Raw genomic sequence first — 16,062 nt, forward strand, 5'->3', positions numbered from 1 at the left:
GCTGCCAAAGACTGGTGATCAGCGTCCGGCGTTAACTCTGTGCAAAGTCGAAATCCGCCAACCCTTGCTTCACCTTTGGGGATTTGTTGAAGTGGTTGGTATTCACCATGTTGAAGCTGAATCTGAAGCAGCAATTGTTTGCTGCCTTTACCGGACTGGCGCTGTTCGTTCTCATCATCGGCGCAATCGGCGCCGTTGGCGTGAACGTGCTGGGCGGCGTGTTCCATCAATATCAAAGCGTGTCGCAAGACAGCTTGCAGGTAAACGGCATGAAGGTGGACCTCGCGACTGCGCGCGGCGCTGCCTTCAACTGGCGCACCACCAACAACGCCTCCAAGGCCGAAGAATTCTCCGCACTGATCTCACAATTCATCAGCAGCGCAGAAGCGCAGAACCAGACGGAACTCGCAGATCAGGCCCGGTCCTATCGCGAGGCGTTTGAGGCGGCCCGGCAATCGCAGGCTGAACGGGACCGTCACTATGCGGTCATGGCCGAGCATGGCCCCGTCGTCCGCCAGAACATCACCGATCTGATGGAAAGCGCGTATGCGGACAATGCCACCGAGGATTCCTTCTATGCCGGTCGCGCACAGGAAAAGCTGATGCTGGGGCGCTTCTACGCCGAGCGCTATATCAACAGCTCGCGCGAAGACTACGCCCTGGAGACCACGACCGAACTTCAGGCCTCTCTTGAAGCGCTGACCACGCTCCTGCCGCGGGTTGAGAACCCGCAACGGCGCGCCCTGACAACGGAAGCCATCGGTCGCGTAGAGCTCTACATCTCAAGCTTCAACGGCGTACTGAGCGCCACCCGCGCCCGCAACCAGGCGATGAACCGAATGGACGAGCTGGGCCCCGACATGGCGACGGGCTCCGAGAATGCGCGCCTGGCCATCATTGCGCGGCAGGAAGAGCTGGGCGGCAGCGGCGAGCAAACCCTGACCACGACCCAGACCGTCGTCATCGGCGCGTCGGTGATCGCGGTGCTGCTGGCGCTGATCGCGGCCTTCCTGATCGCCACGCGCATGTCCGGCTCGCTGAGGGCGATCACCGAGGCGATGCGCACCCTCGCGGCGGGCGACAAGTCCGTGCACATCGAGGGCGCGGAACGCAGCGACGAGATAGGTGAAATGGCCCAGGCTCTGGTCGTCTTCCGCGATCAGGCCGTGGAAATGGAGCGCATGGAAGCCGAGCAGGCCGAACTGAAGGCGCGCACCGAGGCCGACCGCCGGGCGGAAATGATGCAGATGGCGAACGCTTTCGAGGCTCAGGTCGGCGCAGTCATCGAAGCCCTGTCGTCCGCCGCCAATGATCTGGGCGACCGCTCGATCACCCTGAACGGCGCCGTGGATGCCGCCGGTCAGCGCTCAACTTCGGTGGCGTCCGCCGCCGAACAGGCGAGCGGCAGCGTCGAGGCTGTGGCCTCAGCCGCTGAAGAGCTGACCGCCTCCATCCGGGAAGTTTCAAGCCAGGTCGCGTCCTCGGCCGAAGCGGCGCGCGCCTCCAACAGCCAGGCGTCCAAGAGCGGCGAGCAACTGGATCGCCTGAACACCGCCGTCGCGGGCGTGGACGAAATCCTGGGCTCCATCAATGATGTGGCCGAACAGACCAATCTTCTGGCCCTCAACGCCACCATCGAGGCGGCCCGAGCCGGTGAAGCCGGTCGCGGCTTTGCTGTGGTCGCCAGCGAGGTCAAGGCGCTGGCGGCGCAGACCCAGAAGCTGACCGAGGAAATCGGCAAACGCCTGAGCGAGATCCGCGTCACGTCCGGGGACGCCATCACCTCCACCCGCGACATCATCGGGCGGATTCAGGAAATCGACAGCACCACCCAGGCGCTGGCGGCTGCGGTGGAAGAGCAGACCTCGGCGACCGGGGAAATCTCCTCGAGCGCCCAGCAGGCGGCTGACGGCGCGCGTACGGTCTCTGAAGACATTGCGGGCGTTCAGACGGCGGTGAATGAATCCGCCTCTGTCGCCGAAGCGGTCAACACCTCGGCGCGTCTGCTGCTGGAGAATGCGGAAAGCTTGCGAACGGAAGTCTCGCGCTTCCTCAATACGGTGCGCGCAGCGTAAAACGCAGCGTCACGGGATCGGAAAAGGCGGCGGCGACGCCGCCTTTTTCATGCGCGGTTCTCAGCTGTGTCCGACATCAGAGCCTCGGCGGCGCGCTCCACCGCATCCACCTGCAAGGCGCCCATGAGCGTCTGCCTGGAGCTGTCGGCCAGGGCGCGACGGTCGCGTTCGTCAAACCGGTCGCCGGCCCGAACGATCCGCGCCCGCTTGCCCCAGGGGGCGTACAACCGCTCATCAGTCGGACCGAACAGGCCCAGCGTCGGCGTGCCTGCTGCGGCCGCCATATGCATCAGCCCGCTATCATTGCCCACAAACAGCGCTGCGCGCTTCAGGCAGGCCGCCGCCTCCACCAGATCCAGCTGACCGGTCAGGTCGATCACCGTGCGCGTTTCAAGCCCCGCCTTCACCGCCTCGGCCCGCGCTTCATCGCCGGGCCCGCCAAAGATGGCGATCGCCGCGCCAGGCAAAAGCCCGTCTTCAGCGGTCAGGCGCAAGGCCAGCTCGGAAAAGCGCTCTGGCGCCCATTCCTTGAACACGGCTGACGCGGCTGGCGATAGCGCCAGAACCGTCTGATCGGCGGGCAGTTCGGCGTCGGCGCGCGACTGGCCCTCTGCGTCAATCCAGAGCCGGGTGTCAGGCGCGGTGTCCAGACCCAGCACGTCAGCCGCCTCTTCCACCCGGTGGCGAATGCCCGCCTTGGGGTTTGGACGCTTCACAAAGCGCTTCCCCGCCCAGAGGAACCAGCTCGTCAGCGAGCCGCGCATATCCACCACCACATCCCAGCGATGGCCTACGCTTTCCCGCCACAGCTTGATCCAGTGGCCGCCGCCCTTCTGCTTGGCCATCACGATCACCCGCTCGACTTGCGGGATGGCGCGGAAAAGCGGCGCAGCCAGCGGACCACAGCCCACGGTGATACGGGCATCCGGATGCGCCGCGATCAGATGATCGAGCACGCCCATATTCATGATGGCGTCGCCGATGCGGGTGGCGGTGATGAAAAGGATGCGCGTCATGGGGGGACGCACTTAGCCTGACATCGCGCCGGGCGCCAGTCTGAAGCGCGCCCTCTTGATCCGCGAACCGCTTCACCCCCATCTAACGGGCATGACCCAGGCCTTTCTGACTTCCCTGCCCGACCGCGCTGTTCTCTCCGTCACCGGAGCGGAGGCGCGCAGCTTTCTCCAGCGCGTTCTGACCAATGGACCGGAGGGGGTGGCGCCGGGCAAGGCGATGTTCTCCGCCCTCCTGACCCCGCAGGGCAAGGTGATGGCCGACCTCATCCTCTTTGATGACGGTGATGAAGGGCTCTTGTTTGACGTGCCCGCAAGCGAAGCGGACATGCTTGTCAAACGTTTCACCCTCTATCGCATGCGCGCGGACGCCACGATTGAACGGCGTGAGGACCTGTCTGTCATCGCTGCTGCGGGCGAAAGCATCGAGGAACTCAGGACGGTCGCGCTGAGCGCCGCCCCCGATCCGCGCAAGGCTGAAGCCGGTTGGCGCGCCATTGCGCCTGCAGGCGGACCGGATGCCGATCTCGATGCCTATCATCTGGCGCGCATCAGCGCAGGCGTGCCTGAAATGGGCAGCGATTACGGCCCGTCAGACGTGTTCTCCACCGATGTGAACCACGACCTTCTCGCGGGCATCAATTACAAGAAAGGCTGCTTTGTCGGCCAGGAAGTCGCCAGCCGGATGCACCGCAAGGGTGGCGTGCGCAAACGCACTGTGCGTCTTCAGGCGGATGGGCTGAACCCCGGCGACGAGGTGAGCGCGGGAGAGACGGCTCTGGGCGCAATCACAAGTTCTACTGGCGGACACGCCCTCGCCCGCCTTCGGATTGATCGGCTGAAAGAGGGGCTGGATGCAGGCGACGCCCTGACGGTCGGGACCGCGCCGGTGCGCCTTCTGGACGATCCTGACGCGCTTTGACCCCGCCTTCTTTTTGTCTTGTCAGCGCCGATGAGACCCGGCTAGATGCGGAACAAAAGGAGATCACCATGACCGAGCGCTGCTCGTGGTGCGGGGATGACCCGCTCTATGTCGCCTATCATGACACGGAATGGGGCGTGCCGGAGTGGGATTCCCGAGCGCTCTGGGAAAAGCTGATCCTGGACGGGTTCCAGGCCGGGCTCGCCTGGATCACCATTCTGCGCAAGCGCGACACCCTGCGCGAAGCCTTTCATGGCTTCGATCCCGAACGGATCGCCCGCTATGACGCGACCGACATGGAGCGCCTGCTCGCCAATCCCGGCATTATACGCTCCCGCGCCAAGATCAACGCCGCCATCGGCAATGCGCAGGTCTATCTGGACATGGCCGAGCGCGGAGAGGACTTCTCCGACTATCTTTGGGGCTATATGGGCGGCGCGCCCAAGGTGAACCGCTTTGCGAGCATGGCGGACGTTCCCGCCCAGACCGAGTTGAGCCAGACCCTCTCGAAAGACCTTAAGAAACGCGGGTTTAAGTTTTGCGGCCCGGTGATCGTCTATGCCTTCATGCAAGCGGTTGGCATGGTGAATGACCACATCACCTCCTGCCATCGTCACAGGGAAGTTACAAAATAGCCTTTTGCTGCGTGGAAGCGGTTGGCGCTGCGGCGCAGGTGCGGCTAAGTTGCGCTCCTTCAAGTGATAGAATCTTGCGTCGGAGCCTTTCATGACCGCGGCCGTTATTCGTTCCACAGGCTTGTGGACGCCAGCCAACTCCATTTCCAATGAAGAGCTGGTGGAAAGCTTCAACGCCTACGTCGCCCAGTACAATCAGGAGCATGCGGCCGCGATCGAAGCGGGCGAGATTGCGCCTCTGTCTCCGTCGTCCGCCGAATTTGTCGAGAAAGCCTCCGGCATCAAGTCGCGTTACGTCATCGACAAGGATGGCGTGCTCGACACCAGGCGGATGAAGCCCTTCATTCCGGCGCGCGAGAACACCGAAATCTCCACCCTGGCCGAAATCGGCGTGAAGGCTTGTCAGGATGCGCTCCAGCGCGCTGGCAAGACTGCAGCCGATGTGGACGGGGTGATCGTCGCCGCCTCCAATCTGCAGCGCGGCTATCCGGCGGTCGCCGTGGAAATCCAGGACGCACTGGGCATCGAAGACGGCTTCGGCTTTGACATGAACGTCGCCTGCTCTTCGGCCACCTTCGGCATCCAGACCGCGGCGGACCAGATCGCCGCCGGCCATGCCCGCGCCATTCTGGTGGTGAACCCGGAAATCTGCTCGGCGCACCTGAACTGGTGTGACCGCGACAGCCACTTCATCTTCGGCGATGTGGCGACTGCGATCCTGCTCGAACGCGAGGATCTGGGCGAAAGCGGCTGGCGCATCATCGGCACCAAGCTGAAGACCAAGTTCTCCAACAATATCCGCAACAATTTCGGCTTCCTGAACCGGACCGAACGCCCCACCGGCGAAGCGGGTCAGGAAAACCTGCTCGCGCCCAAGGATGACAAGCTGTTCGTCCAGGAGGGCCGCAAGGTGTTCAAGGAAGTCGTGCCGATGGTGTCGGAGATGATCCGCACGCATATGGGCGAGCTGGGCCTTGAGGCGGACGACATGCGCCGTGTCTGGCTGCATCAGGCGAACATCAATATGAACCTGATGATTGCCAAGAAGGTGTTTGGTCGCGAGGCCGGCGGCGAGGATGCGCCGACCATTCTGGACGAATACGCCAACACCTCATCGGCTGGCTCCATCATCGCCTTCCACAAGCATTCCGATGACTTTGCGGCCGGTGAAAAAGGCGTGATCTGTTCCTTCGGCGCCGGATACTCCGCCGGCACCGTCTTTGTGGAGCGGCTCTGAGGTGAACCAGCCCGCCGATAGCACGCTTTTCGCCCGCGTGTTGGCGAAGACCAACGAGTATCTCGACTTCCCATCCGTGGTCGGGCACGAAACGCCTTTCCTCGACCATCTGGCGCGTGATTTCTCGGCTCTGGGCTGCACGGTCGACCGACCGCAAAATCTGTGCGTCATCACGCTGTCTGAGCCCGGCCCGGTCTATCTGGCGCATGCGGACCGTCATGGCGCTGTGATCGCGGAGGACGGCGCCGCCGTCTACGCCGCCCAGGCGGTGAAGAACACCAAGTATTCCGACGCCGCCACCCATACCGAGGCATTCGCCGCCACCGTCTCCAAACGCTATGAGGGCGAGGACGTCTTCGCCTACGACCGCAAGACGGGCGGCCGCCTCGCCTATGGCAATATCAAGCGCGCCCGGATCGACGAACAGAACCGTCTGATTGTCGACATCGAGGACCTGCCTCCGCTGCCGGGCGGCACGCCTGTCGCGTTTGCGCGCGATGTGACGCGCAACAAGTCCGGCCATGTCTCGGGTCAGCTGGATAATCCGGTCTCCCTCGCCGCCCTGCGCATCGCCGCAGAATTCGGTCTGAAGGGCACGATCATCGCCACCGCCGAGGAAGAGATCGGCCGCTCCGCCACACACTTCCTGAACTGGGCGCAGGCGGGCGGGCTCAAGCCTACCAAGGAACTGGTGGTGTGCGACACCTCCCCCTTTGATGACGCTGCCGCCTGCATGGCGGGCGCGGTCATCCTGCGCCGTCGCGACGCCACGTCGAGCTTTCACGATGCGATGGTGACCCGGCTTGAAAGCGCGGCCAGCCGCGCGGGCGCGCCGATGATCTTCAAGGACAGCTTCATCGCGCGGGAAAACGACGCCCGCGCCCGTCGCGAGCTGCCGCTCAAATCCATGGGCCTGACCGAGCTCGGGCGCATCACCGCGGACAGCCAGGGCCAGTATGCCGGAGCGACGCTGCAGCTGCCGACCTATAACTACCATTCCAACGAAGAAACGACCTCGGTGAAGGCGCTGACCGCCTTCGTCCGGACCCTGCTGGCGATCTGATAAAAAAGATCCCGCTTTGGCGAAAGCCGAAGCGGGACCAGTCAGGGAGGAAACTGTGCGCCGGGCGGCTGTGGAGCCATCGCCCGGCGAATGTGTGTCAGGCGCTCTCCCCGTGCAGCGCCACATCGAGGCCGGTGACCTCGTCTTCTTCTTCAACCCGCAACTTCATCACCCGTTCCATCAGCCACAGAATGGCGAAGGTGGCGATGCCGCACCATGCCGCAGCCGCCAGCGCGCCCCAGGTCTGGGTGAACACCAGCATGACATTGCCTTCCACCGCGCCGGGCGTTCCGCCGATGGCGGAGCTGGCGAAAACCCCGGTCAGGATTGCGCCCGCGAAACCGCCCACGCCGTGCAGGCCGAACGCATCCAGGCTGTCATCATACTTGCCCAGCTTCTTCAGGCCGGTGACGCCCCAATAGGCCACCAGCGTCGTCAGCACGCCGATCAGGAAGGCGGCGTAAGGCTCGACAAAGCCGGCCGCCGGCGTGATGCCGACAAGACCCGCAATGGCGCCCGATGCTGCGCCCAGCACAGACGGTTTGCCGCGCATCACCCATTCCAGGATCGCCCAGGTCAGGGCCGCAGCCGCCGCCGCAATCTGGGTCACGAGAGCGGCATGGGCCGCCAGTGCGTTCGCGCCTAGCGCCGAGCCGCCATTGAAGCCGAACCAGCCCACCCACAGAAGACCGGCGCCGATCACGGTCAGCACGAGATTGTGGGGCGGCTGGCCCTCTTTGGGCCAGCCGCGCCGCGGGCCCAGCTTAAGCGCCAGCACCAGACCCGCTACACCGGCGTTGATATGGACCACGGCCCCTCCCGCGAAATCCAGCACGCCTGCGTCGTACAAGAACCCTTCACCCCAGACCCAGTGCGCAATCGGCGCATAGACCACCAGCAGCCAGATGGGTGCGAACACCATCCAGGCCTTGAAGCTGAGACGCTCTGCTGCACCGCCGGCGATGATCGCCACGGTGATGATCGCAAAGGTCATCTGAAACAGGATGAACACCGCTTCGGGCAGGCCCGCCGCTTCGCTTTCAAGGTTCAATCCGTTCAGAAAGACCTTGCCGAAACCGCCAAACAGCGCGCCGTCGCCCGAGAAGGCGAAGGAATAGCCTGCAATCACCCAGACCAGAGATACCACCATGGCCGCGCCCAGAGACTGCATCAGCGTGGAGAGTACGTTCTGACGGCGCACCATGCCGCCATAGAACAGGGCGAGCCCCGGCAGGGTCATCATCAAGACCAGCGCGCACGCCGTGAGAATCCACGCCACATCGCCGCCTGAAAACTGAACCTGATCCATACTCGCGCTCCTCTTCGCCCGAATGCACGGACAAACTTGCGCCCGCGCCGGACGACGAGTCAGCGCTCAACCCGCATTTTGAGATGCAGCTGATCGCATCCGCTCAAAACAAAGGCGCCCTTGCACGCAGTTCGAGCAAGGGCGCAAACCGGGACGGACCATAAAAAAAGCCCCGGCGTCTGCAGCGCCGGGGCTTCACGTTACAGGATGAGGCGCGGCCTAGCCGTTCACCTCAGTCGCTTCAGTGATCTTGTAGACAAGGTCATCGCCATCCGCTTCGTGGATGGTCACGTAATCGCCGTGGCGCAGGGTGTGTTCACCGAGCTTGTACACCGGCTCATCCGGGCCTTCCTGCTCTTCGTCGTAATGGAAGAACCAGTTGGCGCCGCGATGGGTCAGCCAGCCATCCGCCTTCTCGTCCTCGTCCGGCGAGAAACGAATGACGGTGCAGGCTTTCTTATGGGCGCGCCACAGCTCGGTATCGAGCTTGCCGTCCTTGTCGAGCGGCGCGGTGATCACATAGCCACGCGAATCATCGCCGCCGGGATATCCCGCATCAGGGTTGCGGCTGAGCCGCAGGGTCAGACGGGTCAAAGCCATTCCAGCCTCCTCAGATCGTCTTTTCTATAAAAGGGTTAGTGCGCCATCAGCAGGGACGGGCCATGCTCGGCGGTCAGAAGTTGTCGCGTCACCCCGCCAAACATGAACTGGGCGATCCGGGAATGGCCATAGGCGCCGGCGACCAGAAGATCAGCCTTGTCAGCCGCCTCCAGAAGCGCATCGCCAAGACCGCCCTTGCCGTCGATCTCTTGCGTTTTCGCGGTCACGCCACGCGCCGCCAGCCAGTGCGTCAGACGATTGGGGGCGGACGCAGCACGGTCGTGATAATCAAGATTCCGGGCGCTGTGCAGCACCGTCACCTCAACGCCTTCACGGAACAGGGGCGCGGCGGCAAAGGCGGCGCGAGACGCCTCCTTGGAGCCGTCCCAGGCCACCGCAATGCGCTTGGGCGGGATGGCGCCCTGCCGCGGCACATAGATGGGGCAGCCTTCCTCGACCATGCAGGCGGCGGTGAAATCCGCCAGCGGACCACGTCCGGCGGCGGCGCGCGGACAAGTCACCAGCAGACGCACCAGGCGCGCCTGTTCTGCAGCTTCGGACGGGCTGTCGATGACACGCTTGAAACTCGCGGACTCGCCCAGATCATGCGCCTTGATCGCGGCGTCAAAGGACGCACTCGCCTCTTCACACGCTTTGGCGGCTTCCTCGCGCACCGTATCGATAGCGGAGGAGACAACAGAGGCGCCGGCTGCGCCGGGACCTGTCCAGAGCATGTAGGCGGCGGGGTCCGGTTCGACGAACAGCCCCCGCAGGTCCGCATCAAACAGGGGCGCCAGCGCACATGCGGCTTTCAGCGGCGTAGCATCGCTGTCAGAGCCTTGCAGGGCGACCAGAATGCGTTCGGGCTTCATCAAATCCTCCCAAGGGGTTGTGACGCCGCCAATGTTCAGCAGCTATCCTTGAACTTACGCTGTTTCACGATACGACGGAATTGAGTGAAAGCCGAATGGAGCGGGACAAAGTGGCGCGGTCAGCACGAAAAGAGGGCAAAGCGGCGACCGACAAACCGGTCCGGGCCTGGCAGCGCATGCTGTCGGGGCGTCGGCTGGACCTACTGGACCCTTCACCCTTTGACGTGGAGATCGATGACATCGCCCAGGGTCTGGCCCGGGTAGCGCGCTGGAACGGGCAGACGATGGGCGATCACGCCTTTTCTGTCGCCGAGCACTCGGTCGTCGTGGAGCAGCTGTGCGGCCTTCTCGAACCGGACTGGCCCATGAAATGGCGGCTCGCCGCCCTTCTGCATGACGCCGCCGAATATGTCATTGGCGATATGATCTCGCCCTTCAAGGCCGCTTTGGGCTATGACTACAAGGCGTTCGAGGCCCGGCTGGAGGGGGCGATCCACATGCGATACGGCTTGCCGCCTGAACTGCCCAAAACCATCAAGACCGTGATCAAGCGCGCCGATCGGATCTGCGCCTATCATGAAGCTGTACAGATTGCTGGTTTCTCTGTTGACGAAGGACGCAAGCTCTTTGGCCGCCCGCCGGTGGATGCGAAGGTCGAGATCAACCCGCTGCCGGTGAAGGCGGCGCAGGCGCTGTTTCTGCAGCGGTTTTCAGAGCTTCACGCCCTGACTGAAGCGGAGCTCGGTCGATGAAGCCCGATCTGAACGCCGCTATCCAGCCGCTCGTCGTGGGCCTGAACGCGGTGATCTTTGCGGCGTCCGAAGGCGACCTCAAAGTGCTGGTGACCGAAAGCGTCGAGGGGGGCGAGCCCGCCCTGCCCTTCGGTCCGTTTGACCCCAGCGCCCACCGCACATTCGAGATCGGCCTGCGTGAATGGGTGCGAGATCAAACCGGGTTCGAGCTTGGCTATGTGGAACAACTCTACACCTTCGGCGACCGGGGCCGCGAAGCGCCTTTGGCGGCGCTGGCCGGCGCGCAGGACGCCCGCGTCCTGTCAGTGGGCTATCTGGGCCTGACCCCGGAAGCGCGCCCGCTCAACACCTCCGAGGCCCACTGGGACAGCTGGAAACGGTTCTTTCCGTGGGAAGATCATCGCTGCGGGCGCCCGGCCGTGCTCACGAAAGTCATCGAGCCCGCCTTGCGCTCCTGGTGTGATGAAGCCGCCGCCCCCGGGCGCCGCGCCGCACGCTTTGACCGGGTGCGGGCGACCTTCGGGCTGGATGGCGCGCTGTGGAATGAAGAACGGGCGCTCGATCGCTATGAGCTGCTTTACGAAGCCGGGCTCGTGACCGAAGCGGCGCGGGATCGGGGCGAACCCAATGCGGCGCCGGACGGCCTGGGCGTCGCCATGGCGTCTGACCATCGCCGCATCCTCGCCACCGCCCTCTCGCGCCTGCGCGGCAAGATCAAATACCGCCCCGTGGTGTTCGAACTGATGGGGGAAAGCTTCACCCTGTCCGACCTGCAGCGGGTCGTGGAATCCGTCTCCGGCTTCACCCTGCACAAGCAGAATTTCCGCCGCGCACTGGACCGCGCTGGTTTTGTGGCGGGTACGGGACGGGTGGAGAGCCAGACCGGCGGTCGCCCTGCCGAGCTCTATCGCTTCGCCCGCGAAAACCTGACCGCAGGCGCCGCCCTGGGGCTCTCCATTCCCCGCGCGAAGGACAATTGACCATGAAAGCCGGACTGATCGCCGCCCTTCTTCTCGGTTTGACCAGCCCGGCGCCTGCCTTCGCCCAATCGGAGACTCCCGACGCCATGGCGTTCTGGAGCGAACACCGACGTGGCGCGAATTTCTTCAACGAGGTTGAAACCGAGCAACGCATCGCGGACGCCGCCCGAGCCGGGCTCGATTTTATCCGCCTGACGCCCAGCAAATGGCGTGATGAGGCGGGTCAGGGTCTGTTTGGCGATCTTTCAACGCCCTATGAGGGGGTGAACCCGGCGCTCATCGCACATCTGGTCGCCATGCTGGACGCCGCCGAGGCCCATGACATCAAGGTCGTGCTGACGCTTTTGGACATGCCCTGCATGTATGGGCGTCAGGGCGATGATCCGGACACCGCCGCGGCCCTGTGGCGCAACGAAGCCTGTCTGGATCAGGCGGCCAAGGCGTGGACGGATCTTGCTTCCGCCCTCGATGCGCACCCTGCATTGGCAGGCTATAACCCGCTCAACGAACCCCAGCCCGCCCCGGTCCTTGCCGATATTGACGCGCCCGGAGACGATTTTCTCGCCTTCACAGCAGCGCATCAGGGCACAACGGCGGATCTGGACCTCTTCAACGCTCGCATGATCAGCGCCATTCGCAGCGTGGATGCGACCACGCCCATTCATCTGGAGCCGGACCTTTACGCCGCGCCTGCCGCCTTGCCCGCCATGGCGCCGGTCGAGGACGCGCGTGTGATCTATTCGGTCCATCTTTATCCCTCTTGGCTCTACGGCACGCACCGCGCCAATCGGGGCCGCTTTACCTATCCCGACGCCATGCCGATGAACTGGAATGGCGATACGGAGCGGTGGGAAGACGGACGGTTGTGCGCCCTGATGAACCCGGCCCTTGAATGGATCGAGACGCACCGGATCCCTCGCGAGCAACTGGTCGTAGCTGAGTTCGGCGTCTCCCGCCGGGTCGCAGGCGCCGAAGCCTATCTCTCTGACATTCTAAGCTGTCTGGAAGACCATGATCTTCACTGGGCCTTCTATTCCTACCGGGAAGATGCCTGGGACGAGATGGATTACGAGCTGGCTTCTGACGCCCCCGCCTGGGCGCCCTCCCACACGGATGAAGCGGGCTACCGCATCAAGAACTGGCAAACGACAACGCTCTACCAGCTCCTCGATCAGCATCTGACGCCAGAGCCTTGAGGCGTTTGACCCGCAAGCCCCCATTCACCATACGGTGAGCGCTTGCACCGTCATGAAAGTTTCAACTTGCCACCCCCTTTCATCGGCGTATATTCGCCCCCACTTAGGCTCATGTAGAGCAAAAGGTCGGCGACACCCCCGAGTGATCGCCGTCGTTTAAGGCCCCTGAAATGCTCAAATCGAGCATAAGTCCACACATAACCAGGGGCCGAAGGAGGACGACCATGGACGGCATGAGCTGGACCGAAACCGGTAAGGACGTAGCCGAGCGCGTATGGCCCGAAGCGAGCGCGCTGGTGTATGACGACGCCGTCAAGGCGCGCACCGATCACCTTTATGCCCGCGTCAAGGACGTGGTCACTCCGATGGAATGGCCGGCCTTTGCGCCCCTGATCGACGCCATCAACCAGCTGAAAGTCCTGCGTGGCGCGACCATTCTGGCGCACAACTATATGACGCCGGAAATCTTCAACTGCGTCGGCGACATCACCGGGGATTCCCTCAAACTCGCCCAGGTCGCCGCCGAAGCGGAAGAAGACGTCATCCTGCAGGCGGGCGTCCACTTCATGGCCGAGACCGCCAAGATCCTCTCGCCGAACAAGACCGTGCTGATCCCCGACATGGACGCGGGCTGCTCGCTCGCCAGCTCCATCACCGGCGCGGACGTGCAGGCGATCAAGGCGGCGTATCCCGACTATCCGATCGTCACCTATGTAAACACGTCCGCCGAGGTGAAGGCGTATTCAGACATCTGCTGCACCAGCTCGAACGCCGTTCAGGTGGTCGAGGCCGTCGCCAGGCAGTGGAACACCGATACGGTCATCATGATCCCCGACCAGTATCTGGCCAAAAACGTCGCCGCCCAGACCGGCATCAAGATCCTGACCTGGCAGGGCGAATGCGAAGTGCACGAACAGTTCACGCCGCAGGACATTCAGGACCTGCGCGACGCGCACCCCGAAGCGGTGATCATTACTCACCCCGAATGCCCGCCCGAAGTCATGGCCGCCGCCGACTTCGCCGGCTCCACCGGAGCGATGGCCGCCTATGTCAAAGACAAGGCGCCGAAAAAGGCGATCCTGATCACCGAATGCTCGATGAGCGACAATGTCGCCGTCGAAAACCCCGGCGTTCAGTTCATCAAGCCGTGCAATCTGTGCCCGCACATGAAGCGCATCAGCCTCAAGAACATCTATGAAGCCCTGCGCGACATGAAGCACGAGGTCGAGGTCGACCCGGTGATCGCGGAAAAAGCCAAGGCCAGCCTGCAAGCCATGCTGGACCTGCCCAAGGCCGACAATCCGCCAAGCTTTGACACCGGCAAAGCCCCGGTCGCCGTGCCCTATGTGGCGATCTGATAATGAAACTGGTTTCTCAAAGTGGTGAAACGCTCTTTGACTTTGGCCGTGACGGTGTGGCTCAGGCTTTTCTTTGGCGCTGCATGATCACTGCCAAGTTTCCTGAGGACTACTTTTATACAGAAATCACGATGAACAGTCTGACCAACGGGCTTTTGGAAAGCCTTCAGGCGGCTAAAGAGAAACCCTCCGTTTCGCAAAAGCACCAAGGAGTCAGAGCCCTACCTGATCATGTGAGCCGGATTGCAGCGGAAGCGATCGCCGATCAGGTCCTGAACCTACGCGCCCAATGGTTCGGCACAAGTCTCTCTGAACGTAGAGATCTTTGCAAAGACGCTTTGTTTCCCTTCGACACAAGTGATCAGTCTATTGATCACGTTATGCGCGAGGTAGAAAAAAAAGTTGGACCAAGGAAACAAGAAGTAGAAGAGCGTTTGGCATGGCCGGATGCAAACGCAGACAAGTTTTCCTCATCGTGAGCAGCGCCTCGCAACATCAAGGGTGTGACATCAGATGAACCCGATGAGCACCCACCCCATCCTCATTGTCGGCGCCGGGATCGCCGGGTTGTGGACGGCCTTGAAGGCCGCGCCCAACCCTGTGGTGCTGCTGACGGGTTCGCCCCTCGGGGACGGCTCCTCGACCGGCTGGGCTCAGGGCGGGGTTGCGGCGGCGCTGGGCCCTGATGACAGTGCGGCCTTGCATGCGCGCGACACACTGATGGCGGGCGCGGGGCTGGTGGATGAGACCGCCGCCATGGTGCTCGCGAGCGCAGGAGCCAGCGAAGTCCGCGCCCTATTTGACGTCGGCGCCGGGTTTGAACGCACCGAAGATGGCGGCTGGTCGCTGTCGCGCGAGGCAGCGCACTCGGTCGCTCGCGTCGCCCGGATGAAGGGCGATCAGGCGGGCGCGGGTATTCTCGCCGCCCTCATTGCCGCCGTTCGCAAAGCTGACCATATCGAGATCAAGGATGGCTGGCGCGCCGAGGCGCTGCTGCCCGATCAGGCCAGGGGCTGCGCCGGCGTTCTGGCGCGCGATCCCGAGGGCAAGCTGCATTCGATCGAGGCGCGCCATACCGTGCTCGCCACGGGCTCCATCGGCGGGCTTTATGCGGTTACCACCACGCCCTGGACCAGCCAGGGACAGGCCATGGTGATGGCGGCCGAGCTGGGCGCGGTGATCCGCGATCCGGAATTTGTGCAGTTTCACCCCACCGCCATTGATATTGGCCGCGACCCGGCCCCGCTCGCCACAGAAGCCTTGCGCGGGGAAGGCGCGGTGCTTATCGACCGAAGCGGCCATCGCTTCATGAACGATGTGCATGAGCTGGCGGAGCTGGCGCCGCGCGACGTGGTCGCCCGCGCCGTTCATGCGCAGAACTTGTCCGGCGCGGGCGCCTATCTCGATGCCCGCGAGGCCGTCGGCGCCCACTTTCCTGATGAGTTTCCAGCCGTCTTCAAGGCCTGCATGAGCGGCGGTATTGATCCGCGCACCGATCCGATCCCGGTCGCCCCGGCGGCCCATTATCATATGGGCGGGGTGGAGACCGATCTTGATGGCTTTACCGGCGTGCCGGGCCTGTGGGCAGTGGGCGAATGCGCCTCCACCGGCGTTCATGGCGCGAACCGTCTGGCGTCCAATTCCCTGCTGGAAGGGCTGGTTTTTGGTCATCGGGCCGCAGACGCCATCAAGCGCGCGCCAAGCCGCACCGTGAAGGCGGGAGCGGCAAAGGCCCCGCCTGTCCTGCCCCAGAGCGCTCTGCAAACCCTGCGCGCCGCGATCAGTGCGCACGCGGGCGTCATCCGCGATGCGGACGGTCTGAGCGCCCTCTCCACCCTGATTGATGCGCTGGAAGCCGAGCATGGCGCAGCACCAGCCCTGGTCGCCGCGCGCTTTTTGACCCAGGGCGCGCTGGCACGACAGGAAAGCCGGGGCGGACATAGCCGCACCGACTTCCCCGACACGCTTGCGAACGGGCGCCATACCCGCCTGAAACTCTCTGACCTTGTCCCGGCGCAAACAAAACTGCGCCAAGCCGGAGCCGCCTGAC

The 16,062-nt window shown here is 63.6% G+C and carries 15 protein-coding genes; 11 read left to right on the forward strand and 4 right to left on the reverse strand.

Going from position 1 to position 16,062, the window contains the following annotated elements; all coding sequences use genetic code 11:
- Nucleotides 1-107 precede the first annotated feature (107 nt).
- Entirely contained in the window at nt 108-2,075 is a 1,968-nt protein-coding gene (locus ACFELO_RS09940; RefSeq protein WP_440957611.1) for a methyl-accepting chemotaxis protein, read from the forward strand.
- A gap of 47 nt (nt 2,076-2,122) precedes the next feature.
- On the opposite strand, the gene ACFELO_RS09945 is transcribed toward ACFELO_RS09940, so the two are convergent.
- On the reverse strand, nt 2,123-3,091 hold the full coding sequence (locus ACFELO_RS09945; protein ID WP_440957612.1) for a glycosyltransferase family 9 protein: 969 nt from the start codon (nt 3,089-3,091) through the stop codon (nt 2,123-2,125).
- A 91-nt stretch (nt 3,092-3,182) separates the two neighbouring features.
- Between ACFELO_RS09945 and ygfZ the strand changes: the two genes are divergently transcribed.
- The 4 genes from ygfZ (at nt 3,183) to ACFELO_RS09965 (ending at nt 6,945) form a co-directional block, all read left to right on the forward strand.
- On the forward strand, nt 3,183-4,010 hold the full coding sequence (ygfZ, locus tag ACFELO_RS09950; RefSeq protein WP_440957613.1) for a CAF17-like 4Fe-4S cluster assembly/insertion protein YgfZ: 828 nt from the start codon (nt 3,183-3,185) through the stop codon (nt 4,008-4,010).
- A gap of 68 nt (nt 4,011-4,078) precedes the next feature.
- Entirely contained in the window at nt 4,079-4,645 is a 567-nt protein-coding gene (locus ACFELO_RS09955) for a DNA-3-methyladenine glycosylase I (protein WP_440957614.1), read from the forward strand.
- Between the two features lie 91 nt (nt 4,646-4,736).
- Nucleotides 4,737-5,882: a beta-ketoacyl-ACP synthase III gene (locus tag ACFELO_RS09960; protein WP_440957615.1), complete on the forward strand. Its 1,146-nt coding sequence runs from the start codon at nt 4,737-4,739 to the stop codon at nt 5,880-5,882.
- Nucleotide 5,883: 1 nt separating this feature from the next.
- Complete coding sequence (locus ACFELO_RS09965) at nt 5,884-6,945, forward strand: hypothetical protein (RefSeq protein ID WP_440957616.1); 1,062 nt, start codon at nt 5,884-5,886, stop codon at nt 6,943-6,945.
- Nucleotides 6,946-7,042: 97 nt separating this feature from the next.
- Here ACFELO_RS09965 and ACFELO_RS09970 read toward each other — a convergent pair whose 3' ends face one another.
- The 3 genes from ACFELO_RS09970 to ACFELO_RS09980 all read right to left on the reverse strand — a co-directional run bounded on the left by ACFELO_RS09970 (nt 7,043) and on the right by ACFELO_RS09980 (nt 9,726).
- Entirely contained in the window at nt 7,043-8,254 is a 1,212-nt protein-coding gene (locus ACFELO_RS09970) for an ammonium transporter (protein WP_440957617.1), read from the reverse strand.
- Nucleotides 8,255-8,473: 219 nt separating this feature from the next.
- Nucleotides 8,474-8,854, reverse strand: coding sequence for a hypothetical protein (locus ACFELO_RS09975; RefSeq protein WP_440957618.1), 381 nt, complete (start codon nt 8,852-8,854; stop codon nt 8,474-8,476).
- Nucleotides 8,855-8,889: 35 nt separating this feature from the next.
- Complete coding sequence (locus ACFELO_RS09980; protein ID WP_440957619.1) at nt 8,890-9,726, reverse strand: universal stress protein; 837 nt, start codon at nt 9,724-9,726, stop codon at nt 8,890-8,892.
- 95 nt (nt 9,727-9,821) lie between these two features.
- Here ACFELO_RS09980 and ACFELO_RS09985 point away from each other — a divergent pair, with 95 nt between their 5' ends.
- The 6 genes from ACFELO_RS09985 (at nt 9,822) to ACFELO_RS10010 (ending at nt 16,061) form a co-directional block, all read left to right on the forward strand.
- Nucleotides 9,822-10,478, forward strand: coding sequence for a YfbR-like 5'-deoxynucleotidase (locus ACFELO_RS09985; protein WP_440957620.1), 657 nt, complete (start codon nt 9,822-9,824; stop codon nt 10,476-10,478).
- Nucleotides 10,475-11,458 carry an NUDIX hydrolase gene (locus tag ACFELO_RS09990; protein WP_440957621.1) on the forward strand — a complete coding sequence of 328 codons (984 nt, stop codon included), beginning with the start codon at nt 10,475-10,477 and terminating at the stop codon, nt 11,456-11,458. The genes ACFELO_RS09985 and ACFELO_RS09990 overlap by 4 nt, the downstream gene beginning before the upstream one ends.
- A 2-nt stretch (nt 11,459-11,460) precedes the next feature.
- Complete coding sequence (locus ACFELO_RS09995) at nt 11,461-12,654, forward strand: glycoside hydrolase family 5 protein (protein WP_440957622.1); 1,194 nt, start codon at nt 11,461-11,463, stop codon at nt 12,652-12,654.
- 224 nt (nt 12,655-12,878) lie between these two features.
- The gene (nadA, locus tag ACFELO_RS10000; protein WP_440957623.1) at nt 12,879-14,012 is read left to right on the forward strand and encodes a quinolinate synthase NadA; all 1,134 of its coding nucleotides are present in this window, start codon (nt 12,879-12,881) and stop codon (nt 14,010-14,012) included.
- A 2-nt stretch (nt 14,013-14,014) separates the two neighbouring features.
- Nucleotides 14,015-14,491, forward strand: coding sequence for a hypothetical protein (locus ACFELO_RS10005; RefSeq protein ID WP_440957624.1), 477 nt, complete (start codon nt 14,015-14,017; stop codon nt 14,489-14,491).
- 43 nt (nt 14,492-14,534) lie between these two features.
- Nucleotides 14,535-16,061, forward strand: a complete 1,527-nt coding sequence (locus tag ACFELO_RS10010; protein WP_440957625.1) for an L-aspartate oxidase — start codon at nt 14,535-14,537, stop codon at nt 16,059-16,061.
- The last annotated feature ends 1 nt before the right edge of the window (nt 16,062 follow it).

The sequence above is a fragment of the Oceanicaulis sp. LC35 genome (assembly GCF_052055585.1).
GTDB lineage: Bacteria > Pseudomonadota > Alphaproteobacteria > Caulobacterales > Maricaulaceae > Oceanicaulis.